The 23,862-nt window shown below is 70.5% G+C and carries 18 protein-coding genes; 8 read left to right on the plus strand and 10 right to left on the minus strand.

What is annotated here, in order from left to right:
• The first annotated feature begins 212 nt into the window (after positions 1-212).
• Positions 213-674, plus strand: coding sequence for a VOC family protein (locus ElP_RS23095; protein WP_145273661.1), 462 nt, complete (start codon positions 213-215; stop codon positions 672-674).
• 100 nt (positions 675-774) lie between these two features.
• On the opposite strand, the gene ElP_RS23100 is transcribed toward ElP_RS23095, so the two are convergent.
• From ElP_RS23100 to ElP_RS23115, 4 genes are all read right to left on the minus strand, one after another.
• Entirely contained in the window at positions 775-1,431 is a 657-nt protein-coding gene (locus ElP_RS23100; RefSeq protein ID WP_145273664.1) for a hypothetical protein, read from the minus strand.
• Between the two features lie 47 nt (positions 1,432-1,478).
• Complete coding sequence (gene coaD / locus ElP_RS23105) at positions 1,479-1,985, minus strand: pantetheine-phosphate adenylyltransferase (protein ID WP_145273667.1); 507 nt, start codon at positions 1,983-1,985, stop codon at positions 1,479-1,481.
• Between the two features lie 52 nt (positions 1,986-2,037).
• Positions 2,038-3,171, minus strand: a complete 1,134-nt coding sequence (locus ElP_RS23110) for an aminotransferase class V-fold PLP-dependent enzyme (protein ID WP_145273670.1) — start codon at positions 3,169-3,171, stop codon at positions 2,038-2,040.
• A gap of 110 nt (positions 3,172-3,281) precedes the next feature.
• The gene (locus ElP_RS23115) at positions 3,282-3,659 is read right to left on the minus strand and encodes a hypothetical protein (RefSeq protein ID WP_145273673.1); all 378 of its coding nucleotides are present in this window, start codon (positions 3,657-3,659) and stop codon (positions 3,282-3,284) included.
• A 192-nt stretch (positions 3,660-3,851) separates the two neighbouring features.
• On the opposite strand from ElP_RS23115, the gene ElP_RS23120 reads away from it, so the two are divergent.
• On the plus strand, positions 3,852-5,960 hold the full coding sequence (locus ElP_RS23120; protein ID WP_145273677.1) for a thiamine pyrophosphate-binding protein: 2,109 nt from the start codon (positions 3,852-3,854) through the stop codon (positions 5,958-5,960).
• Between the two features lie 91 nt (positions 5,961-6,051).
• Here ElP_RS23120 and ElP_RS23125 read toward each other — a convergent pair whose 3' ends face one another.
• On the minus strand, positions 6,052-8,577 hold the full coding sequence (locus ElP_RS23125; protein ID WP_197446302.1) for an integrin alpha: 2,526 nt from the start codon (positions 8,575-8,577) through the stop codon (positions 6,052-6,054).
• Between the two features lie 460 nt (positions 8,578-9,037).
• Here ElP_RS23125 and ElP_RS23130 point away from each other — a divergent pair, with 460 nt between their 5' ends.
• The 5 genes from ElP_RS23130 (at position 9,038) to greA (ending at position 16,699) form a co-directional block, all read left to right on the plus strand.
• Positions 9,038-11,968, plus strand: a complete 2,931-nt coding sequence (locus ElP_RS23130; RefSeq protein ID WP_145273683.1) for a TolC family protein — start codon at positions 9,038-9,040, stop codon at positions 11,966-11,968.
• A complete protein-coding gene (locus ElP_RS23135) occupies positions 11,907-13,793 on the plus strand; it encodes an efflux RND transporter periplasmic adaptor subunit (RefSeq protein ID WP_145273686.1) in 1,887 nt (628 codons plus the stop codon). Before ElP_RS23130 ends, ElP_RS23135 begins: the two co-directional genes overlap by 62 nt.
• 5 nt (positions 13,794-13,798) lie before the next feature.
• Positions 13,799-14,635, plus strand: coding sequence for an ABC transporter ATP-binding protein (locus ElP_RS23140; protein WP_231749855.1), 837 nt, complete (start codon positions 13,799-13,801; stop codon positions 14,633-14,635).
• Positions 14,636-14,660: 25 nt separating this feature from the next.
• Positions 14,661-15,944: an ABC transporter permease gene (locus ElP_RS23145; protein WP_145273688.1), complete on the plus strand. Its 1,284-nt coding sequence runs from the start codon at positions 14,661-14,663 to the stop codon at positions 15,942-15,944.
• A gap of 269 nt (positions 15,945-16,213) precedes the next feature.
• Positions 16,214-16,699: a transcription elongation factor GreA gene (greA, locus tag ElP_RS23150; protein ID WP_145273691.1), complete on the plus strand. Its 486-nt coding sequence runs from the start codon at positions 16,214-16,216 to the stop codon at positions 16,697-16,699.
• A gap of 16 nt (positions 16,700-16,715) precedes the next feature.
• Here greA and ElP_RS23155 read toward each other — a convergent pair whose 3' ends face one another.
• From ElP_RS23155 to ElP_RS23165, 3 genes are all read right to left on the minus strand, one after another.
• The gene (locus ElP_RS23155; RefSeq protein ID WP_145273693.1) at positions 16,716-17,438 is read right to left on the minus strand and encodes an RluA family pseudouridine synthase; all 723 of its coding nucleotides are present in this window, start codon (positions 17,436-17,438) and stop codon (positions 16,716-16,718) included.
• A gap of 106 nt (positions 17,439-17,544) precedes the next feature.
• A complete protein-coding gene (locus ElP_RS23160) occupies positions 17,545-18,126 on the minus strand; it encodes a hypothetical protein (protein WP_145273696.1) in 582 nt (193 codons plus the stop codon).
• Positions 18,127-18,431: 305 nt separating this feature from the next.
• Entirely contained in the window at positions 18,432-19,049 is a 618-nt protein-coding gene (locus ElP_RS23165; RefSeq protein ID WP_145273699.1) for a superoxide dismutase, read from the minus strand.
• Positions 19,050-20,182: 1,133 nt separating this feature from the next.
• Here ElP_RS23165 and ElP_RS23180 point away from each other — a divergent pair.
• Complete coding sequence (locus ElP_RS23180) at positions 20,183-21,490, plus strand: efflux RND transporter periplasmic adaptor subunit (RefSeq protein ID WP_231749227.1); 1,308 nt, start codon at positions 20,183-20,185, stop codon at positions 21,488-21,490.
• Between the two features lie 36 nt (positions 21,491-21,526).
• On the opposite strand, the gene ElP_RS23185 is transcribed toward ElP_RS23180, so the two are convergent.
• On the minus strand, positions 21,527-22,783 hold the full coding sequence (locus ElP_RS23185; protein WP_145273705.1) for a pyridoxal phosphate-dependent aminotransferase: 1,257 nt from the start codon (positions 22,781-22,783) through the stop codon (positions 21,527-21,529).
• Positions 22,784-22,949: 166 nt separating this feature from the next.
• Positions 22,950-23,693, minus strand: a complete 744-nt coding sequence (locus ElP_RS23190; RefSeq protein WP_145273708.1) for a hypothetical protein — start codon at positions 23,691-23,693, stop codon at positions 22,950-22,952.
• Positions 23,694-23,862: the final 169 nt, after the last annotated feature.

The raw sequence follows: 23,862 nt of genomic DNA on the forward strand, positions 1-23,862 counted from the left end.
TGAAATACGAGAGGGTTATGGATTGTCCCCGGGTTCCGAATTCGGCCGGTCCCCGATTCGCGTAGGGTCCCGCGTTCCCGGGAACGCGGCGCCGATTATCGCGGAGCCGAACGATCCGACCTTCCCCGTCGGCTCCCGATCGGCCGGTCCCGGACGCAGCCCGGCGGGCCCTGCCCCCGGGCCCCCCCGAATCGCCCCTCAAGGACCGAAGCATGAGTTTGAGCACGATGCCGACCGCCGCCGAGCCGATCGGCCTGGGGACGCGCACGTTCGAGACTCCCCCGGACGCCAGGTTCGGCGCGATCACCCCCGTCTTCCTGGTCGACCGGGTCGAGCCGTGCCTGGAATTCTGGGTCGATCGCCTCGGGTTCGAGGCGAGGATTCGAGTCGTCGGCGACGACGGCCTGGAGTTCGTCCAGCTGGCCCGGGACGAGGTCCGCCTCGCCTACCGGACCCGGGAGAGCGTCGGCCGGACGGCCCCCGAGCTGCTCGGGGGGCTCGACCACCTCCCCTGGGTGATCCTCTATCTGCCGGTCTCCGACCTCGACGCCCTGCTCCCCCGGCTCGACGGGGTCGAGGTCGTCGTGCCCCTGCGGGAAAACGACTTCGGGGTCCGGGAGCTGTACGTCCGGGAGCCCTCCGGCCGGCTGGTCGCCCTGGTCGAGCAGGGCTGAGCGACGATCGGCGTCGATCTCATGTCGAGGGTCGCCGGCCGGGGCCCGTCCCGTCCGGCGATCGTGCCGAGGTGGGCCCCGACCGGTCCTCCTTGGGGGATCAACCGCGACGGGGCGGGGCCTCGTACTCCTTGCGGTATTCCGCCTCGTCCCCCGGCCTCCAGAACCAGCCGAAGAGCAGGCCGTCCAGCGAGAGGTAGTTGCTCGTCACCGGTGAGAGCCAGAGGATGCCCGCGTCAACGAGCAGATAAATCAGCATCTTGGGGTACATGTCCGCGTTCTCCAGGACCACCCAGCCGAAGAGCAGGCTCAGCAGCAGCAGCCCGGCCAGGGTCGAGGAGAGCGTGGTCAGCAGGCCGAGGATGAGCAGGCCGCCGACGGCCACCTCGGCATAGGGGAGCAGGCCCGTGTGCAGGTCCAGCAGGGGGCCGAGGTCCCGGGCGAGCCAGGTCTCGGCGAACATGCCCCGGATCGTGTCGGGGTAGCGGGGCGTCTCCGGGGGTTCGGTCGCCGCCCGGTCCACCGAGAACTCGTCCGGCGCCGATGCCTCCGGCCCCGGTCCTTCGGGCTCCGCCCCCGTGACGGTCGGCCCCGGCTCGGCGACCGGCGGCGTGCCGACCACGCCCATCTCCTGGAGCTTGCCGAGGCCGGCCATCAGGAAGATCATGCCCAGGCCGAGCCGGAGCAGCAGGGCGGTGAGGCTGCGGACGAGGTGGCCGGGCTCCCGGCGCAGGGCGATCGACTCGGACGGTCGCATGAACGGGGTCCTTCGATTCGGGTTGAGGGGTCGGGGGGGGCGAGGGGTCAGGGGGACGAGGCCCGGACCCGGGAGAGGATCGGGTCGACGAGGTCCTCCGGCACGAATCGGGCCAGCGCCTCGGGGCCGCCGTAGCGGGCGACCTGCTTGATGAGCGAGCTGGAGACGTGGGCGTACTCGCCGTCGGCCATGAGGAAGACGGTCTCGATGCCCGGGTCGAGCCGGTGATTGGTCAGCGTCATGCTGAACTCGTATTCCATGTCGGAGAGCGTCCGCAGCCCCCGGAGGATCACCCGGGCGCCGATGGACCGGACGAAGTCGACCGTCAGCCCCTCGAAGGCCCGGACCTCGACGTTGTCGAAGCGGGACAGCACCCGACCGGCCAGGTCGACGCGCTCCTCGATGGGGAAGAGCACCTGCTTGTTCGGGTTGACGCCGATGGCGACCACAAGGCGCTCGAACAGCAGGTGGCCGCGGTCGATCACGTCGAGGTGGCCCAGGGTGAGGGGGTCGAACGTGCCGGTGAAGACGGCCGATCGGGACGACAGTTCCATGGTCGGGCGCTCCGCCGGGGCCGGGATCTAGGTCGGGATGGGCGAGGAGGGGTCAGGGGCGAGTCCGGAGCCCCTCGGCCAGCCGGTCGAGGTCGTCGTCCCCGTTGTAGAGGTGGGGGCTGACGCGGAGCTTCCCCCTCCGGCAGCTGACCGAGACCCCCCGACCCTTCAGGGAGCGGACCACGGCGTTGTTGTCCGACCCTTCCCGGTCGAGCACGACGATCCCGGATCGGTCCCCGGGTCGGTCCGATCCGACCACCTCCCAGCCGGCCGACCGGGCCCGCTCCCGGACCCCCTCGGCCCGGTCGAGGATGCGCCCGGAGACGCGATCGGGCCCGAGTTCCAGGAACAGCTCCAAACTCTTGCCGAGCCCGAGCAGGCCGGCGAAGTTGTAGCATCCCCCCTCCCATCGCCCCGCGTCGGGCTTCAGGTCGAAGGCGGGCTCGGGGTCGTTGTAGGAGCTGGTCACGCTGTTCGAGCCGACGAGGATCGGCCGGAGCCGGTCGATCCAGTCCTCACGGACGAACATCAACCCCGCCCCCTCGGGGCCGAGCAGCCACTTGTGGCCGTCGGCGGCGAGGAAGTCGATCGGCGTCCGCCTCACGTCGATCGTCAGCGGGCCGAGTCCCTGGATCGCGTCGACGAACAGGGCCACCCCCCGGGCGTGGCACAGCTCGGCCAGCGTGTCCAGGTCGTTGCGGAACCCCGAGGCGAACTCGACGTGGCTGATCGCCAGCACCCGGGTCCGGTCGTCCATGGCCTCGACGAGATCTTCGGGCCGGATCCGACCCTCCCGGGAGCGGACCAGGCGCGTCTCGACCCCCCGGGACTCGAGGTTCTTCCAGGGGAAGAGGTTCGAGGGATATTCCTCGCTCGCCGAGACGACGTTGTCGCCGGGAACCCAGGGGAACCCCTCGGCGACCAGGCCGATCCCCATGGTCGTGCTCGTGACGAAGGCGACCTCGCCCGGCTCGGCGTTGATCAGCGCGGCGGCCCGGCGGCGGATCCGCTCCAGCTCCTCCCGCCAGCCGAGCCAGTTGACGCAGCCGTTCGCCTCCTGCTCGGCCACCCAGGACCGCATTGCGTCGCCGCTCCGGCGCGGCAAGGGGGCGATCGCGGCGTGGTCGAGGTACGCCCACCGGCCGGTCACCGGGAATTCTGCCCTCGCGACTTCCGTCCAGTCCATCTCGATCCCCCGTCGCCGGTCGGAGTGTCCGCCACCGACCGCAAGCCTACCGCCCGGCCCGTCCCCGGGCCAGTTCTCCTCGCAGGCTCCGGGGGATCGATCGGCCCGGGTCAGAGCCAGGACGAGGACCAGAGCAGCAGCAACCCCTCGGCCGCCATCGCCATCCCCGCCGCCATCGGGCTGACGACCGCCAGCAGGCCGATCCCGGCGACGGAGCCGACCACCAGGAACGCATGCAAGAGCCCGGTCATGGCGGATGAGCCCACCCATCCCCGCCTCATCTCGATGGCCGACGCCGCGCCGTAGAGCCCCGCGAGGACCGGCAGCATCAGCAGGGCCAGCCCCGCCGCCGTCCTCCCGAATTCCCCGGGGGCGATCGCCAGGATCGACTTGAATCCGGCCATGACGAACGAGGCCACCACCACCGAGACCAGCAGGTCGACGACGACCGGCTTCCGGGCGCCTCGGACGGAACGACGGTCGAGCATGAGCCTGCTCCCGGATCGGGGATGACGGCCCCCCGATTCGGGAAGCCGGGATGCGGCCGGAGGCGAGACGGGACGAGGGCTGGGCCCGACCCGCCGGGGCTGCCTACACTATCAGAAGAGCGTCCGGGGCCGGTCGTCCGGCCCCGGGACGCCCGGAATTCCGTCCATCCCGGTGGATCGCCCCCCTGACCGATGGCACGAGACGCGAACGCCCCCACCCCCCGGCACCTCTTCTGTTACGGGACGCTCGGCCCCGGGGACGCCCGGGAGGCCGGGCGGCCCGGGTGGGAGGCCGACGCCGTCCGGGGGCGGCTCTACGACACGGGCCCGTACCCGATCCTGGTCGGCTGGGACGACCCGGGGGCGTCCTGGGTGGAGGGGCACGTCCGCCCGGTCACCCGGGCCGAACTGGAGGGGACCCTGGACCCGTATGAAGGGGTGGACGAGGGGCTGTTCGCCCGGGTCGCGTTGCGGACGCGGTCGGGGCTCCTGGCCTGGGCGTACGCCTATCCGCATCCCATCCCGGCCGGGGCGGCCGGGCCGATCACCCGATGGACGGGCCCCCGGGTCGACCCCGGGCCGACCCGGACCCCCACGCAGGCCCCTGGAGGGAGGACGCCGATGGCCACCGACGCCGCATCGCCGGCCCGGGACGGATCGAGGGCACAGCCGGAGCCGATCACGGTCGGCCGATACCTGGTCGACCGGCTCCAGTCGCTCGGGGTCGAGCACATCTTCGGGATCCCGGGGGACTACATCCTGAACCTGTACAAGATGCTCGACGACAGCCCGATCGAGGTGGTCGGCATGACCCGGGAGGACAACGCCGGGTACGCGGCCGACGCCTACGCCCGGGTCCGGGGCCTCGGCTGCGTGGCCCTGACCTACTGCGTCGGCGGGCTGAGCGCCTGCAACAGCATCGCGGGGGCGTACGCGGAGAAGTCCCCGGTGGTGGTGCTCACGGGCTCCCCGGGGCTCTCGGAGCGCGAGCGGAACCCGCTGCTGCACCACAAGGTGAAGGACTTCGACACGCAGTTTCAGGTGTTCAAGCAGTTCACCGCCGCCGCCACGGTGCTGGACGACCCGCTGACCGCCTTCTCGGAGATCGACCGCGTGTTGAACGCGGCCCTGCGCTACAAGCGGCCGGTCTACATCGAGGTCCCGAGGGACATGGTCCACGCCCGGCAGGTCCACCCCCACCCCCACCCTGCCCCCCTGCCCCCCAGCGACCCGGATGCGCTCCGGGAGGCGATCGACGAGGCCGAGGCGATGCTCCGGCGCTCCTCCCGGCCGATGATCCTGGCCGACGTGGAGATTCACCGATTCAACCTCCAGGACGAGCTACTCAGCTTCGCCGAGGGGGCCGGGCTGCCGATCGCCACCACCCTGCTGGGCAAGAGCGTGATCAGCGAGGAGCACCCGCTCTTCGCCGGGATCTACGAGGGGGCGATGGGCCGGGCGGGGGTGACGGAGTTCGTCGAAGAGTCGGATTGCCTGCTGATGCTCGGCTGCTTCATGACCGACATCAACCTCGGCATCTTCACCGCCAAGCTCGACCCGTCCCGCTGCATCGACGCGACGAGCGAGGACCTGCGGATCCGGCACCATCACTACCGAGAGGTCCGGCTGGACGACTTCCTCCGGGGGCTCCGGGCCCGGGGGCTCGTGCTCGACGCCCCGGGGCCGCCGCCCCGGCCGATGCCCGTCGAATCGTGGGCCGCGAGGCCCGGCGAGCCGATGACCTCGGCCCGGCTGTTCGCCCGGCTCAACGGGCTGATCGACGAGAACTTCATGGTCATCGCCGACATCGGCGACTCGCTGTTCGGCTCGGCCGACCTGAGGATCAGCCGGCGGACCGAGTTCCTCAGCCCGGCCTACTATACCTCGATGGGGTTCGCCGTGCCGGCCTCCGTCGGGGCCGGCCTGGCGAACCGGGGGCTCCGGCCCCTGGTGATCGTGGGGGACGGCGCCTTCCAGATGACCGGCATGGAGCTGTCGACCGCCGTCCGCAACGGCCTGGCGCCGATCGTCGTCGTTCTGAACAACAAGGGGTACACGACCGAGCGGTTCATCCTCGACGGGCCGTTCAACGACATCCTGGACTGGGCGTACCACCGGCTTCCGGAGCTGCTGGGCGCCGGGCTCGGCCTGGAGGCCCGCACCGAGGACGAGCTGGACGACGCCCTGTCCCGGGCCGTCGCCCACAACTCCGGCTTCAGCCTGATCAACGTCCACCTCGACCCGATGGACCGGAGCCCCGCCCTGGAGCGTCTGGCCGAGCGGCTGGCGAGCAAGGTCTGAGCCGTGCCCGGGTGGACGGTCAACGGACGAGGCCGGGCCGCCCCCCGGGGGAGCGGTCCGGCCTCGACGGCATCCGTCGGGAGTATCGGCCTCAGACCCGTCGGGCCCTGAGCGCGGCGAGCTGGGCCCGGAGCCCGGTGGCGCCGGGCGCCCGGAACTCGCCCAGGGGGATCGTCCGGACGCCGTGGTTGATCGAGCCCGTCCGCTCCCCGACCTTGAATCGGCCCCGGGTGAAGACTTCCTTGGGCAGGGTGTAGATGCCCCGGTTGCCGTGCTTGCTGGCCGCGAAGTTGCGGTCGACCGCCTGATCCGGGAAGAAGAAGTTCCGGGTCCTCAGCGCGAAGCCGGGCCGGGAGAGGAACTGCTGGTAGGTCGCCCGGGAGAACGGCAGGGGCCGGTAGAAGGGCAGCCCGGAGAGGGCCTCCGGCGTGGGGGCCAGGGCCTCGCCGTAGGCCGGGGCCGCGGCATTCGGCGGCGGGAAGCCGATGTTGGCGACGCCGGACGCACCCCCGCCGGGCGGCGGCGGCGGCGGCGGCGGGGGAGGCGGCGGGGGCGTCGGGGTGGCCAGGTCGACGAACGAGCCTTCGATGACGAAGGCGCCGCCGGAAAATGAGGTGCCGTTGGCTGCGCTGTTATAGACGGGGTTGTCCAGCGGCGCCCCGACGATGAAGTCGCCGAAGTCGTCGTTGTCGACGGTGATCGTGGGCGTGAACGGCGAGGCGTTGAAGGGGGACGTGCCCGAGACGCTCGTGCCGAGGTACGCGGTCACGGACCCGGGCCCGGTCCGGAAGTTCTGGGCGCCGAGGAACCGGGAGACGGGCGGGTTGGTCGGAGTGGTGTTCCGGGACCTCGACTCCGTGTTAGCGAAGACGTCGAGGGGGACCAGCACTGGGACTTCCTGCCCGGTGCCGGCGACGAGGTAGACCGCCCCCCGCCGGTTCTGGCCGCCGAAGCCCGGGGCCCCGATGAGCAGCTCCGGCAGGGCGTCGTTGTTCATCGTGATGGTCACGCCGACCGACGCACCGGTCAGGTCCCCGGGGTTCGCCCCGGCGAAGGTGACCGTTCGGAGGACATCGGGTTCGATCGAGCCGATCGTGAAGATCCGCTCGTCGATCGGGGGCCTGGTCTCGTTGCCGTAGACGAGGGTGGCGATCCCGACGGAGTTCCCGAAGCCGGGGGCCCCGAAGATGAGGTCGAAGTTGCCGTCGCCGTCGTAATCCCCCGCCGTCGAGACGTCGTACCCGACCAGGTCGCCGTTGTTGACGCCCGCGAACACCAGGCCCTCGATCAGCGTGTCGTTGTCCTGCGTGAGGTTGAGCTGCCCCAGCGAGTAGAAGGGGACGGCGGTGGTGCCGAACTGATTGAGCAGGTCGCTCGCCCCAAAGATCAGGTACGTGCGGCCCTGCCCCAGGACGCCGCCGAGGGGAGCGGGGGCGCCGATGAGGAGGTCGCCGTTGGAGGCGTCGTTGTCGACGTTCCCCGCCCGGGCCAGCGAGAATCCGGCCTGGCTGCCGGCGGCGGCCCCGGCGAAGAGGATGCCCCGGTCGTCCCCGGCGATCGTGCCGAAGTCGTCGAGGGAGATCGTGGCGGGGGGGTCGACCGGGAAAATGTCGCCGCTGAGCAGGAAGACGCCGCCGTTGTCGACGATGACCTGGCCCTGGGCCAGCGGGATGTCGGCCAGCGGCGCCCCGATCGCCAGGTCGGGGATGCCGTCGGCAATCACGTCGCCGGCCTGGGAGATCGCCTGGCCGAACCGGGAGGCGACCAGACCGGTGGGCGGGGTGATGATGGTGAAATCCAGGTTCGGGTCGATGCCCGAGGGCTGGTCGAAGTCGACGTCCCTCGCCCCTTCCGGCAGGCCGGAGATGGTCGAGGAGCCGTAAATGACGTAGACCCGGCCCGAATCGCCGTTGGCGCCCGGGGCCCCGATCAGGATGTCGGCGAACCCGTCCCGGTTGATGTCGCCGGCCGCCCCGACGGAGGCGCCGAACTCGTCGTCGTTGGTGGCGCTGGTCCGGAACGTGACGCCGTTGAAGGCGTAGATGTCGCCGCCGGCGTTGTCGGCCGGGTCGACCGTGGCCGGCCTGGGGCTGGTCTGCTGGGCGTTGCCGAGCTGCTGGAGGTCTGCGACCCGGTTGTTCTGCGCGGTGATCGAATCGTCTTCGACGTCGAAGGTGTTCGTCAGCTCGAGGTAATCGATATCGGCGTCCGCCGGGTTGGCCGACTGCGACCCGAAGACCAGGAAGACCTGACCGGTGCCCTCGGTGACGACGGGGATGCCGGTCTGCGCCGAGATGGAGACGCTGGTCGGGGCGCCGATGACGAAGTCGTTGAAGCCGTCGCCGTTGACGTCCCCCACGAAGGTCACGTCGAAGCCGGTGTCCAGCCCCGTCGTCGAGGGGATCGTGAACTGGACCCCGAGCGGCTGCTGGGGCTGGACGGGGGTGTCGTTCGGGTCGGTCGGGATGCCGTCGATGAAGGGGGGCGGAGGGGTCGTGTCGTCGGTGGGGGCGTCGAACACGCCGTTGTCGAGCGGGAAGTTGGTGAGCAGATCACGCCGCTCCAGCGGGGTGACGCCGACGCGGAGCGATCGGGAGCGTCCCCGGCGACTGGTCATCGATCCTGGCTTCGGGAAGCCGAAACGCATGAGAGACTCCTTCCGTGTACTCCGAGACCGCTCCCGCGAATACCTCGGACGGCGGTCGGCTTCGTCCGGGGCCGAGGGACGGCCGGGGCCGGGGCGGGAATGGCGTGGTTCCCGGTATCGACCGGGGCGATCGGCGAAACCATTCGCGCCGACCCGCCGCAGGACCCCGCACGGTCCTCCGATTCCGCTGTCTATTTCGGCCCCGGCGGCGTCGGGGCTCCACGGCCCGACCCCGGGGCGGGCCGGCCCCGCCGGCGCAATCGGCTCATCCCGAACAACCCGGTCGTCCGATACCCAAGACCGTGACGCGATCGGGGTCGGGTCGTCGGCGGACCCGTGCCGTCGTCGGATCCCTGTCTATAACGTCCCCGGGGCCGGTCTCGGACCGGCCGGGCAAACCGGGGCCCCCGGGAACTCGGAGGATCGAATCGTGAGCACGTCCAAGACGCGGAGGGCATCGGGCAGCCGGTCGGCTCGGCTGGCCCTGGCCATCGCGGCCCTGGCCGCCTCGCCCGGCTGCACCCGGGAATTCTTCCGGAACTGGGCGGACCAGGACGTCACCGAGGCGATCTTCGAGAAGAGCCGGGACCCCCGGCACCGGATCGACCTCTTCACGATCACCCCGCCGCCGACGTCCCGGTTCTCCGACCCCTACGACCCGGACCGGCCCCCGGCCCCGCCCGACGACTACGTGGCCCAGGAGCTCAACCCGCAGCCGCAGCGGCCCCGGCACCGGCTGATCACCCCGGCCGAGGGGACCGGCTACCTCGACCTGCTGGAGCAGTGGCGCCGGGAGCGCGGCCCCAGGCGTCGGCCGGTCGACGTCACCGTCGACACCGGCCCGAGCATGGACGAGGCGGCCCCCCCGCCGAGCCGGACCCCCTCCCCCTTCCCCCCGGATCCGAATCGGGGGCCGGGCGAGCCCGGGATGTCGCCTATTCCAGGGGAGACGCCCGGGGAGGTCGCCCCGCCCGACCCCCGCCGCCTCGCCCCGGACGCGGACGCCCCGCCCGAACCCCTTTCCTCCTCCTCGATTCGGGACAATTCCGTGCTGACGGCCTCGCTCCAGATTCCCGAACCGGTGATCCCCGGCCTCGAGCCGGAGCAGTCGCCGTCCGGGGTCGAGGACGTCCCGCCCCCGCAGGTCCCCCCCGATTTCGAGCCGGGCCCGTCCCTGTTCGGGGATGAAGGTGACTCCCCCGAGGCGATCTCCGGCCTCTCCGAGAGTGCGGCCGAGGGGGCCGGCGGCGACCGGGACCTGATCGAGATCCTCAAGCCCGACGCGGTCGTCTTCGACGAGGCCCGCGCCGCCGGCCTCGGCGCGGGGATCGACCCCTACATCGTCGACGGCCGCCAGATCCTCACCCTGGCCCTTCAGAACAGCCGGGCCTACCAGTTCCGGCTGGAAGACCTGTACCTGCAAGCATTGAACGTGACGCTCCAGCGGTTCCAGTTCACGCCGCAGTTCGCCGCCGGGCTGAATCCCGGGGCCCCGGCCTTCGGCGGGTTCACGGGCCCGACCCCGGGCAATTCCTACATCTACCGGACCGAGGAAACGGGCTCCCCGTCGTCCTTGCTGAGCGTGGGCGGGCTGGCCGGCTTCGGCAAGCTGCTCTCCTTCGGCACGTCGGTCACCGGCAACTTCGCCAACCAGACGGTGATCAACTTCGGCGGCCCCAACGCGGTGGAGACGACCTCCCAGTCGTTCCTGCCGCTGAACCTGGTGATCCCGTTCCTCCGGGGGGGCGGCCGGGCCGTCACCCTGGAGCCGCTGACCCAGCAGGAGCGGGCCCTGCTCTACGAGGTCCGGGACTTCGCCCGGTTCCGCAAGGAGTTCTTCGTCAGCGTGCTGGCCGGCGGGGGCATCACCGGCGGCGGCGGCGACCCGCTCGTGGGCTTCCTGGAAATCCTCCGGCAGATTCAGGCCCTGGAGAACAATACCAAGAACGTCGCCGCCTACGAGCGCGTGCTGGAGGTCTTCCAGGAGCTCTCCCGGGGGGCCGCCTCGACGGTCCGCCCGCTCGACCTGGTGAACGTCGAGATCGACCTCCAGAATCAGCGCCTGAGCCTGCTCTCGTCGAGCGTCCAGTACCGCAACCAGCTCGACAACTTCAAGCAGCAGCTCGGCCTGCCGCCGGACGTGCCCATGGTCCCGGCGACCGACCTGCTGGAGGGCTTCCGCCGGGTCTTCGACGAGATCGACGCCCTGAAGACCAAGCCCCGGCCGGTGCTCGAGGAGCTCATCGGTCGCCTGCCCGCGCTGGAAGACGTGGTCATCAACGGCCGGCCCGTCATCGCCCGGTTCCGGGAGGCGGCCGAGATCGCCCGACGCCGGCAGCCCCTCCAGCAACGGCTGGCCGACCGCCAGCTCGCCCGCAGTTCGGCCGAGCAGCAGATCACCCTGCTGACCGACACGCTGAGGCAGGGACTGGGCATCCTCAGCGACGAGGAGATCCGGACCTACGAGCGGGAACTCGACCAGGCCCGCGAGGTGCTGGCCGGGCTCGGCCCGGAGCTCGACCGCCGCGACCAGCAGGAGATCTCCGACCTGATCGAGGCCGAGCGTGAGGTGTACAATCAGGCCAACGACCAGCTCGAGGACCTGCTCCGCTCCGGCCAGCGGGTCGCCCTGGAGAACCGGCTCGACTTGATGAACGCCCGGGCGACGCTTTATGATGCATGGCGCCAACTGGCCGTCACGGCCAACGCCCTGCAGGGCATCTTCACCGCGACGCTCTCCAACCAGTACCTCACGCCGCTCGCCACCAGCAACAACCCGTTCGGCTTCGACGAGCAGACCAAGCAGTTCAACCTGGCCCTGCGGGCCGAGCTGCCGCTGATCCGGCTCTCCGAGCGGAACCAGTACGTCGCCTCCCTGATCGCCTACCAGCGGGCCCGGCGCTCACTGATGCAGGTCGAGGACTCCCTGAAGAATCAGCTCCGCCAGAACCTCCGCCAGCTCCAGGTGCAGTATCAGGGGTACGAAATCCAGAAGACGTCCTACATCGCCGCCCTGGTGACCCTGGACCAGTCGTTCCAGAGCTTCCTGGAACCCCCCCGGAGCACCGGCGGCAGCTCGGGGGGCAGCCAGCTCGTCCTGACTTTGCTCCGAGGCCTCAACGGCGTGAACAACGCCCAGAACGGCCTGATCTCCAGCTGGGTCCAGTACCAGACGACCCGCCTTGCCCTGTATCGCGACCTCGGCATCATGCCATACGACGAGTGGGAGGCCTTTTATGAACTTTTCCCTGCAGCAAGCCCCTCAGCATCCCTCGGCGACGGCGCCGGAGGAGTCGAACGTGCCCCCGCTCCGCCGATCGTCCTCGGGCCAGACGCCGGCCCCGAAGCGTCGGGGCTCTAAGCTGGGCCGCCGTCTGGCCGTGCTGACGATGGGATGCGCCGTCGTCGGCACCGCCGGCTACTTCGCCCTGACCCAGGCCGACTCGGCCGGCGGCGCCACCCTCTCCTCGATCCCGGGCCTGGCCAAGTGGCTGGGCCCGGCGGCGCCGACCGTCCTGACGTATGAGGCCAAGCGCGGCCCGCTGATCGTCACCGTCAAGGAGCGCGGCAACCTCGAGAGCACCAACAACCTGGAGGCCAAGAGCGAGGTCGAGGGGCAGACCACCATCATCATGATCCTGCCCGAGGGGACCAAGGTGGTGAAGGACCAGCTCGTCTGCGAGCTGGACTCGGCGGCCCTGACCGACAACCTGGCCAACCAGCAGATCGCCACCGAGCGGGCCCAGGCCGACTACGCCAACGCGATCAAGACCCGCGAGGTCGCCGAGATCAACGTCGAGGAATACAAGAAGGGCATCTACCCCCAGGAAGAGAAGACGGTAATGGGCGAGATCAAGCTCGCCCAGTCGGAGCTGGAACGCTCCAAGGACCGCCTCGACTGGTCCAACGACATGCTCGGCCTGGGCTACATCAGCCAGGCCCAGAACCTCAGCGACAAGTACGACCTGCAGCGGGCCACCTTCAACCTGGAGCAGGCCGAGAAGAAGCTCGAGGTGCTCAAGCAGTACACCTACGAGAAGCAGATCAAGTCGCTCGAGGGCGACGTCGAGAAGGCCAAGGCCGACGAGCTGGCCAAGAAGTCGACCTTCGAGCTGGAGAAGGAGAAGGAGGAGCGGCTGCGGCGGATGATCGAGAAGTGCAAGATCTACGCCCCCGGCCCCGGCATCGTCGTCTATCACCAGGAGGAAGGCCGCTGGGGCAGCCAGGAAGGCCCCTCGATCATGGAAGGGGCCACCGTCCGCGAGCGGCAGACGATCTTCAAGCTCCCCGACATCGACAACATGCAGGTCAATACGAAGGTGCATGAGTCGATGATCGACAAGGTCAAGCCGGGCATGAGCTCCCGGATCCGGATCGACGCGTTCCCCAACAACGAGCTCAGCGGCACGCTGCTGGAAGTCAAGCCGCTGCCCGACCCCACCAGCTTCTTCAGCTCCGACGTGAAGGTCTACACCACGCTGGTCAAGGTCGAGAACGCCCACGAGGGGCTCCGCCCCGGCATGACGGCCGAGGTGACGATCCTCATCGCCCGGATGGAGGACGTGGTCAGCGTCCCGGTCCAGGCGATCATCGAGTACGGCGGCCGGCACCACGTCTGGGTCGTCCGCCCCGACGGGGGCTGGGAGAACCGGCCGGTCGAGGTCGGCATGTCCAACACCAAGTACGTCGAGATCGACGAGGGGCTGGTCGAGGGCGAGCGCGTGGCCCTGGATCCCCGGTCGATCATGACCGAGGCCGAGAAGCGGGACGCCTTCGGGGCCGGCGGCGACCGGAAGTCCGCCGAGGACCTGGGCAGCTGGAACGACGAGGACGCCGCCAAGGCCAAGGCCGCCAGCGAGCAGCCCTCCGCCAGGGCCGCCGCCGGTGCCGGCGGGGCCGCCGGCGGGATGCGCGAGATGTTCTCCAAGATCAGCGCGGAGGACCGCCAGAAGCTCTTCACCGGCACCGACGACGAGAAGAAGGAAATCCTCAAGAAGGCGGGCATGGACGACGCGGCCGCCCAGCAGGCCCTCGATCGGATGAAGTCGATGGGCGGGGCCGGCGGCCCTCCCGGTGGCTTCGGCGGGCCCGGTGGCGGCGGACCCGGCGGAGGTGGCCCCGGCGGGCCCGGCGGCGGTCGTCGAGGCGGCCAGGGTGGCCCCGGCGGCGGAGGTGCCCAGCAGTGACCGTGATGGACGACTTCCCGCTCATGGACGAACGGCCGGGTACCTCCGGGGCCCAGCCGATCGTCCGCCTCCGGGACATCCGCAAGCAGTACGTGATGGGCAAGGCCGGCGGTCGCCACGAGGCGATCGTCGTCCACGCCCTCCGCGGGGTCTCGGTCGACTTCTACCCCGGCGAGTACGTGGCGATCATGGGCGCCTCGGGGTCGGGCAAGAGCACCATGCTCAACCTGCTCGGCTGCCTCGACCGCCCCACCAGCGGCCAGTACCTGCTCGGCGACCAGGACGTGGCCCAGCTCACCGACGACGAGCTCTCGGAGATCCGGAGCCGATACATCGGCTTCATCTTCCAGGCCTACAACCTGATCCAGCAGTACACGGTCCACGAGAACATCCAGCTCCCGCTGACCTACCAGGGCTCGGGGAAAGTCTCCGAGGAGGACGACGCCCGGACGCTGGAACTGGCCGAGATGGTCGGGCTCGGCGACCGGATGGATCACCGCCCCAACCAGCTCTCCGGCGGCCAGCAGCAGCGGGTGGCGATCGCCCGGTCGCTGGTCAACGACCCCTACATCATCCTGGCCGACGAGGCCACCGGCAACCTCGACAGCGCCACCAGCGACGAGATCATGGCGATGCTGGAGCGGCTCAACCAGACGGGCAAGACCATCATCATGGTCACCCACGAGGACGACATCGCCGAGCACGCCCGGCGGGTCATCCGGATGCGGGACGGACAGATCATCACCGACGCCCCGAGCGAGCGGATGAAGGGCGAGCCGCCGGAGGTCGTCGGCCTCGGCCTCGGCACCGGCCTGCCCGGCGCGGCGCTGGCCCCGGCCTGACCACTCACGGCGAGAGAACCGAGCGATGGGACGCATCTGGCGAAGCGTGAATCTGGGCGTCAAGAGCCTGCTGCTGCACAAGCTCCGGTCGTCCCTGACGATCCTGGGCGTGGTCTTCGGCGTCGCCGCCGTGATCATGATGCTGGCCGTCGGCGAGGGGGCGGCCCGGGACGCCCAGGAGCAGATCGCCCAGCTCGGCGCCACCAACATCATCTACCGGTCGGTCAAGCCGAGCCAGGACGCCCAGAGCCAGGGCACCGGCGGCCGCCCCTCCCGGGTGCTCAACTACGGCCTGAAGTACGAGGATTACGACCGGATCCTCGCCACCGTGCCCACCATCACCCGGGCCCTGCCGATCCGGGAGATCCGCCGGGAGGTCCGCCGGGCGAACCACGCGATCGAGGCCCGTGTGGTCGGCACCACGCACGACTACCTGGAATTCAACCGCCTCCAGATCGAGCGCGGCCGGTTCCTGCTCCCCTCGGACAACGAGCACTACGAGAACTACTGCGTGCTCGCCGCCGAGACCGCCAGCCAGCTCTTCCCGTTCGAGAACCCGCTCCGGCAGTCGGTGAAGATCGGCAACGACTACTACACGGTGGTGGGCGTGACCCGGCGACGCGGCTCGACGGCCGCCATCGGCGGCAGCCTCGCCGCCCAGGAGTACGACAAGGACGTCTACATCCCGCTGAACACCTGCCGGGTCCGCTTCGGCGAGCGGATCCTCTCCAGCCGGGCGGGCTCGCAGGAGGCCGAGGAGACGCAACTCTCCCAGATCACCCTGCAGGTCAGCGAGATCGAGGAGGTCCCCATCACCGCCCCGGTGATCGAGGCCGCCGTGAAGCCGTTCCACGAGGAGAAGAAGGACGTCGACATGGTGGTGCCGTACGACCTGCTGGAGCAGGCCAAGCGGCAGGCGGCCATCTTCAGCCTGGTGCTGGGCTCGATCGCGGCCATCTCGCTGATCGTCGGCGGCATCGGCATCATGAACATCATGCTGGCGACCGTGACCGAGCGGACCCGGGAGATCGGCATCCGCCGCGCCCTGGGGGCCAAGCGTCGGGACATCACCCAGCAGTTCCTCATCGAGACGGTCGTGCTCTCGGGCATCGGCGGCCTGATCGGCGTCGCGATCGGCGTCTTCGTCCCCCCCCTGATCACCCAGTTCTCCGAGATCAAGGCGGTGGTGACGCCGGAGTCGGTGATCCTCTCGTTCGGCGTCTCGGTGCTCGTCGGCATCGTGGCCGGGCTCTACCCGGCGAACCGGGCGGCCAAGATGGACCCGATCGAGGCCCTCCGGCACGAGTGATGCATGCCGGGCCGGGCGGCCGACGGGGGCTTGCGTCCCCGTCGGCCAGGCACTACGCTCATCCGTACGGAAACGCCCCCAGCCGCGACCCGGAACCTTACTCCGGGTCGCGGTCTTTTGCATTAACGTGATCGAGGTTTCCGAGATCCACCGGGCCATCTCGGTCGGCCCGGAATCTCACCCCACTTCGGCGGCGTCGGCCGCCCCGACCCGTCGTCGCTCGCCGTCCCCCGGCCGGGGGACGTCAGACGCATCAGGAGACTCGCGGCATGTCCACGGACCGCATCCCCGTGTCGAAGGAAGGCTACGAGAAGAAGAAGGCCGAACTCGACCACCTGAAGAACGTCGAGATGACCAAGATCACCGAGCAAGTGGCCGAGGCTCGGGCCTTCGGGGACCTGTCCGAGAACGCCGAGTACCACGCCGCCCGGGAGAAGCAGGGGGAGCTCCAGGCCAAGATCGTCCTGCTCGAGGACCAGCTCGGCCGCGCCTACATCGTCGACCGCTCGAACCTGCCCACCGACCGCGTCGTCTTCGGCTCGAAGGTGAAGGTGCTGGACATGGACCTCGACGACGAGGAGGAGTTCACCCTCGTCGGCCCCGGGGACGAGGACTACGACCGCAACCGGATCCTCACGAGCAGCCCGATCGGCGAGGGCCTCATCGGCAAGAAGGTGGGCGAGGTGGCCGAGATCGCCGTCCCGCAGGGGACGATCAAGTTCAAGGTCCTGGAGATCGGCATCGGCGAGGACTGAGCGACGCCCCCGGCGTTCAGTCCCCGGGCGGCGTGAACCCGGCCTCCGACCAGTGCCCCGGCACCGGGGCCCGGAATGAAAGCTCGGTCCGGAGCATGGGGTGCCGGATCGCCAGCGACCGCGAATGCAAGGCGATCCCGACCGGGAAGGCCCGGTCGGAGCCGTACGCCCGGTCCCCCAGGATCGGCCACCCCCGGGACGACGCCTGGACCCGGAGCTGATGCGTCCGGCCGGTCCTCGGCCAGAGCCTGAGCCAGGAGCAGCCCTCGGGGGCGGCGCCCGGCGGCTCGACCCGGTAGCGGGTGAGCGCGTGTCGGGCCCGGGGGGCGTCGGCGAGGCAGACCTGGACCACCGGCCCGAGGCCGGTGTCCTCCTCGCAGAGCCAGTCGTCCCAGAGCCCTTCGGGGGGGGCCGGACGGCCGGGGACGATCGCCCAGTACTGCTTCTCGACCTCCCGCCCGGAGAACTGCTCGTGCAGGCGACGGGCGGCCTTGGGCGTCTTGCCCCAGATCATCACGCCCGAGACGGGCCGGTCGAGCCGGTGGACGGCGGCGAGGTAGACCTCGTCCGGGCCCTGCGGCGCGAGGTAGCCGCGGAGCACCCCTTCCAGGCTTATCCCCTCCCTCGGGCGCCCCTGGGTGAGCATGCCCGCCGGCTTGACCACGACGAGGCAATGGACGTCCTCGTAGAGGATCGTCGGGGTCGGCGTCGATGGCGTGTCGGGGTCGGTTGGGGCCATTAGGGGTGGGATCGACCAGGGGGGCGCCCCCGCGATCGGTCGCGAGGAGACACCCCCCGGACGGGTACCTCGGGTCGGGGTCCGGCCCTCGGGGGGCCGGTCGGGGTCAAGGCATCGGGGGCAGGTCGCCGGGGACCGGGGGCGCCGTGATGCCGCCGTCGATGGCGGGCAGGTCGGCCGGGCCCGCCGAGTAGGAGGAGCCGAAATCGGAGACGTCGGCCGGCCCGGCGGCCATCCCGGCGCTCATGGGGTCGTATCCCGACGCCGACGAGGGAGACGCGAAGACCCCGGCGGAGGAGGCCGACGGGTCGTAGGACATCGGGGCGGTCGATGCCGACGGGGAGGCGCCGTAGGGCGACCCGGCCGGGTCGGCATAGGCGTCGGCCCCGGCCGGGGCCGCGTACGGGTCATACCCGCCGGCGACGGGGTCGTACGAGCCGGAGGTCGGGGCCGCGGCGGGGTCGTAGCTGCCGGCGGCCGCCCCGTAGGGGCTGCCCGCGTAGGGGTCGATCGCAGTCGGGTCGAGCGCGGGGGCGGCGTAGCCGGCCTCGGGCACGGCGGCCCCGCCGTCGGAATAGTGGGTCGGCGGCGGGACCCGGAGGTTCCGGTCGCGACACCCCGTAGCGGCCAAGATCAGGGCCATGCCGCCCAGGGCGACCAGGCCTCGCTGCATCAGAAGCCGATCCATCGGCATTCCCTCCCTTCCTGAATGGCGCCGGGCGGGCGAAGCACCCCGAAGACGGAAGCCGGTCGGGGGCGTCGAGCGTCCCGGTTCGCCCGGGCCGGGCGGGTGTCGATCGGAGGGAGCGGCTCGGTCGAGCGAGCGTCAACGGGGCCCGGGGCGTCACGGACGTGGAACCTCCCCGGACGGGTCCGACCCGCGGGGCGATCGGGATCATAGCCGATCCTCCCCGGCGGTCAAGCCGGGCCGCCCCGCCCCCCCGAGGCGGGGGGCGGGGCCCGGTGATCGGGTCGGACCGCCCGGGGGGACGATTAGCCCTTGGCGGCCCGGAAACGGCGGTCGACCTCGTCCCAGTTGATCGTGTTCCACCAGGCGGCGACGTAGTCGGGCCGCTTGTTCTGGTACTTCAGGTAGTAGGCATGCTCCCAGACGTCGAGGCCGAGGATGGGGGTCCCCGAGCCGTCCATCAGGGGGTTGTCCTGGTTCGGGGTGGAGGTGATGGCGAGCTTGCCCCCCTTCACCACCAGCCAGGCCCAGCCGGAGCCGAATCGGCCGGCGGCGGCCTTGGAGAACTCGTCCTTGAAGGCGTCGAAGCCGCCGAAGGCGTCGTCGATCGCCTGGGCCACCGCCCCGGTCGGCGGGCCGCCGCCTCCCGGCTTCATGATCGTCCAGAAGAGGGAATGGTTGGCGTGGCCCCCGCCGTTATTCCGGACGGCCCCCCGGGCCGACTCGGGCAGGGCGTCCAGGTCGGAGATCAACTCCTCGATCGGCTTCCCCTGGTGGTCGGGGTGATCCTTCAGGGCGTCGTTGAGCTTGGTGACGTAGGTGTTGTGGTGTTTGCCGTGGTGGATCTCCATCGTCTGGGCGTCGATGTTCGGCTCCAGGGCGTTGGAGGGGTAGGGCAGCGGCGGCAGGCTGTACTCGGCCATGGGTGTCGTTCCTCTGGAGTGGCAAGAAATCTCGGCTTCGGGAGGCCTCGCGTGGACCTCGACCCGGGCGGCGTCGACCTCGACCCGGGCCCGTGTCCGACCCCTCGATGCTCATGGCATGCCGGGACGCCTCGATCGCCCGTACCTTACCACAGCGGGACTCGGGCCTACAGGCCGTCGAACGTCCGGGGCGGCCACCCCGCCGGGCGGCCCCGGGCCCGGACGCCGCAGGCCCCCGATTCGACCTCACGACACATCCATCCATCGCGATCGGATCGGGGGCCGACGCTTGACCAGGCCCCCAGTCGCCGGTAAGACTGTTGATAGATCGAACGAGCCAATTTCTCGACGGCCGATCCCCGGGCCGTCCGATCCGTCCTCCCGGATCGTTTGACCGATCTCCTCCTGTCACTCGGAGCGGCTTGATGTCGACGGGCGCCCCCCCCACGGTCGTCACGCGTGCGCCGCATCCCCGGCCCTCCCGCCGGCGATCGACGTTCGTCCGCCTGGTCGTGGCCCTCGTCCTACTGGGGTCGGCCGGCGCCGCGGCCTTCGCCTTCCGAAACCAGATCAGCTCGATGCCCCTGCTGGCGGCGGACGACGATCGGGGGTTGCCCAGCGTCCTGGTCGATCAGGGGACGATCCGTTCCTACCTCGTCGAGAGCGGGTCGCTGGAGAGCGCCAACAATACCACGATTTATTGCGAGGTCGAGGCCCTGCTCGGCACCGTCGGCGGCCCGGACGGCGGCTCGATGGGTGGGCGGGGCGGCGGCGGGGGGGGCGGCGGATCTTCCCGGGGTTCGGGCGGCACTTCGGGAGGGACGCGCGGCGGGACGTCCTCGACGGGAGGGGTCGGCGGGACCGGGGGAACGGGAGGGATCGGCGGGACCGGGGGAACGGGAGGGGCCGGCGGTACGGGAGCCGCCGGGGGAATGGGTGGCTCGGGCGGGGCCTCGGGGGGAAGTGGGGGTAGGGGCGGCTCGGGCGGCGGCTCTGGTGGGGGCGGGGGCGGCGCGGGCGGCGGCGGCGGCGGAATGGGAGGTGGCTCCCAAGCTTCGGCCCTCGCGGATCGACCGAATATCCGCAGCTTCTCCTTCCGCGCCACCCCTCATATGCCCTTGAATCCGGGAGGGATGTCCGGCTCCGGCAGCTCGACGACGATCGCGACCCTGGGCGGAGCCGGTGGCGGCGGAGGTAGCGGCGGCGGCGGAGGCGGCGGTCGAGGCGACGAGGAAAATGAGCGGGCCGGGGCGACTCGGATCATCTGGATCATCGACGAGGGCAGCCGGGTCGAGCCCGGTACGCTCGTCTGCGAACTGGACAGCGCCGCCTTCTTCGACGAGCTCCAGTTGCAGCGGATCCGACACGCCCAGGCGCTCTCCTCGGTCGTGCAGGCCGAGACGATCCTCCAGGTCGCCGAGATCGAACTCCGGGAATACCGCGACGGCATCTACCCGCAGGACATCAAGCTCGTCGAGCAATACCTCACCAATTGCCGGACCAAGCAGCAGGAGGCCAAGCTGACCTACGAGTGGGCGCTGGACCTCAATCGCAAGGGCCTCAACTCCGACTCCCAACTCCTCGGCGACCGATTGCTGCTGGAGCAGTGGCAGATCGAGCTGGAGAACGCCCGGGAGATGCAGCGCCGCCTCATCGACTACACCGGCCGTCGGATCATCACGAGTCTCGAGGCCAAGGTCGAGGCGGTGAAGGCCGACCTGTTGAGCCAGAAGGCCGCCTTCCAGGTCGAGGACGATCGGCTCAAGCGGCTGGAGCGGGCGATCGCCAATTGCAAGCTCTACGCCCCGGCCACCGGGGTGGTCGTCTACGCCCGCAACACCAACTCCTGGGGCAGCGTCGAGGACGAGATCGCGGAAGGCTCCACCGTCCGGGAGAACCAGGCCGTCATCCAGCTGCCCGACCCGGACAACATGCAGGTCCTGGTCAAGATCAACGAGTCCAAGATCAACTCGGTGAGGGAGGGGATGGAGGCGTCGATCCGGATCGACGCCTTCCCCGACCGTCCCCTCCGGGGCGTGGTCAAGGAGATCAAGCCGATCCCGGTGCCGGCCAACATCGTCTCCGACGTGAAGCTCTACAACGCCACGGTGGTCATCACCGGGGGCTTCGAGGGCCTCCGCCCTGGGCTCAGCGCCGAGGTGGCGTTCCACCTGGGGGAGCGGTCCGAGGTGACCAGGGTCCCGCTCCAGGCGATCCGGTGGGTCGAGCAGACCCCCTTCGCGGCGATCTCGTCCCGAGACGGCAGCGTCACCTGGAAGAAGCTCGACGTCGGCCTGAGGAACCCGGTCTATGCCGAGATCCTGGGCGGCCTGGAGCCCGGCGACCGGATCGTGGCCGACCCCCTGGCCCTGCCGGCCCCCGACTACGCCGCCCCGCCGGACGGTGCGCGGATCGCCCTGGCCCCCCCGGCGGGGGGGTGACCGCGGCCGCCCGGCCGTCGGGGATCCCTTGGGATCTCAGGGGACGTAGGGCACGGCCAACGCATGCTCGGGGTGGACGTCGAGGTAGCGTCGGACCCGGTCTACTCGGGTCATCGCCTCCGGCAGGAACGCGAGGGCCCGGTCGATCTGCTCGTCGGGCTCGGCGCAACTGAACCGGAGGAATCCGGCCCCCTCCGGCCCGAAGCATTCGCCGCCGAGGCAGGCGACCCCGAAGCGGTCGTCGGCCCCTTGCAGCAGGTACATCGCCAGGCCGTGTGAGGTCAGGCCCAGGCGATTGCAGGCCTGCCGGACGTCCGGGAAGACGTAGAAGGTGCCCGCCGGCCGGTCGACGGAGACGCCCTCGATCGTCGCCAGGCCGTCGGAGAGGCGCTCGACCTTGCGGCGGAAGCGCCCCATGTACTCGTCCCTCGTCTCGGCGTCCCGCTCCAGGGCGGCCACCGCGCCGAGCTGGGCGAACGGCGGGCTGCAGGAGGACGAGGTGTTGATCAGCTTCCCCATCGCCTGGATCACGTCCGGGTGGGCGACCGCGAAGCCGATCCGCCAGCCGCTCATGCTGTAGGACTTGCTCATCGTGTACGCGGCGACGACGTGCTCCATCATCCCCGGTCGGGAGAGCAGCGACTCGTGGGTCCCCTCCCAGACCATGTGGCAGTATGGCTCATCCGAGAGGACCACCAGCTCCGTGCCCCGGACCAAGTCGGCGATCGCGTCGAGGTCAGCCCCGGTCGCCACGCCGCCGGTGGGGTTGTGGGGGGAATTGAGGATGACGGCCCGGGGGCGATGGTCCTCCCGGAGGAAGGCGGCGACGTGCTCGGCCCGGGGGCGGAAGCGGTCCTCGGCCCGGAGCGGGACCACGACCGGCCTGGCCCCCACCCGATTGAGGTTCGGCACGTAGGTCGGGAACTGGGGGCCGAAGATCAAGACCCCGTCGTCGGGCTCCATCAGCGCCTCGGCGAAGTACGTCTCGAAGGGCTTGGCCCCGGACGCGACGATCACGTGATCCGCGTCGGCCTCGATGCCGAATTCCCCCACGAATCCCGCCGCGGCCCTGCGAAGCTCCGGCAGCCCGAGGCTGGGGCAGTATCCGGTCCGGTTCTCCTGGATCGCCCGGATGCCCGCCTCCTTGGCGTTCGGCGTGCTCGGGAACGGGCTGTCGCCGATCTCCAGCTCGACCACCTCCTTGCCGGTCGCCTTGAGCGACCGGGCGACGGCCAGGACGCTGAAGGCCGTCTCGGTGGTCAGGTTCCGGGCCAGGGAGCTGAGGCGGGGCATGGGAAGGACATCCGGGTCGGGGAGGCGGGTCTCGGGTTCGCTCCGCGCAGGGAAGCGGCCCCTGCCGGCCCTCTGGGAGGGGACCGGCCCGGGGCCGCGCTCGATTCTCGATGGATCCGACCGGTGGGGCAAGTCCCCCGCCCCGGCCCGGCCCGCAGGGCCCGGGTCACCGCGAGGCGATCGCCTGCGCCAGGGGCTGCACGATCCGGGGGATCACCTTCTCCTGGACCAGTTCCTCGCCGATCTCGCACTGGCGGCGGAACGAGTCGACGAAGCTCCGCTCCGGCCCCGTGCCCCAGTATTGCCGGACCGTGAAGTAGACGCTGATCTGGTCCTCGGCGTACTCGCCGGTCCGGATCTGATAGGCGTTGGTCCGGGTCTCGACGCTCAGCCGGCACTGCAGCCGGCACGACTCCTCCAGGGCCAGGGTGACCGACGGCTCATAGTGGATCACCCGGCCGCCGGCCACGTCGAGCAGGCCTTCCGGCCCCCAACCGATGCCGAGGGCCTCCGCCACGACCTCGTCGTGGTTCCCCTCGTAGGTCAGGTCGAAGCCGAACATCACGTCCAGGGCCTCGCAGTCCAGGACGCTGATCGTCAGCAGGTGGGGGGCCAGGTCCAGCACCATCTCGTGCTGCCGGTAGACCTCCTCGGGGGTCGGCGGGTTGACGAAGCCGGAGCAGAGCCGACGCTGTTCGATCGCCAACCAGCGGTAGCTGCCCCGATCCTTGTCCCCCTCCAGCACCAGGTCGCCGTTCTCCCTCGTGTAGAAATTCTGGAGCTCGGGGAACCCCTTCTTCATCTGCTCGAAGAAGTGCAGCACCGTGTCCCGGGCGGTGGGGAGCTCCATTTCCGTATTCAAATTGACATTGATATAAAAATCGTCCGCGTTGGATTGCAACCGATTCATGGTCTTCTGGTCCTGCCGCTTGGGGAGCCCGGCTCGCCCCCCCGACGGGGACGGTCGGAGGAGACCGGGCGAGAGCCGCCGTCCGTGCTCGATCCGATCCATTATAGCGGTTCCGGGTGCCGAAGTAATGCGACCGGACCGCCCCTGGCCCCGATCCCGCCCCGGGACA

Origin of the sequence: Tautonia plasticadhaerens, assembly GCF_007752535.1 — a bacterium.
GTDB classification, from domain to species: Bacteria; Planctomycetota; Planctomycetia; order Isosphaerales; family Isosphaeraceae; genus Tautonia; species Tautonia plasticadhaerens.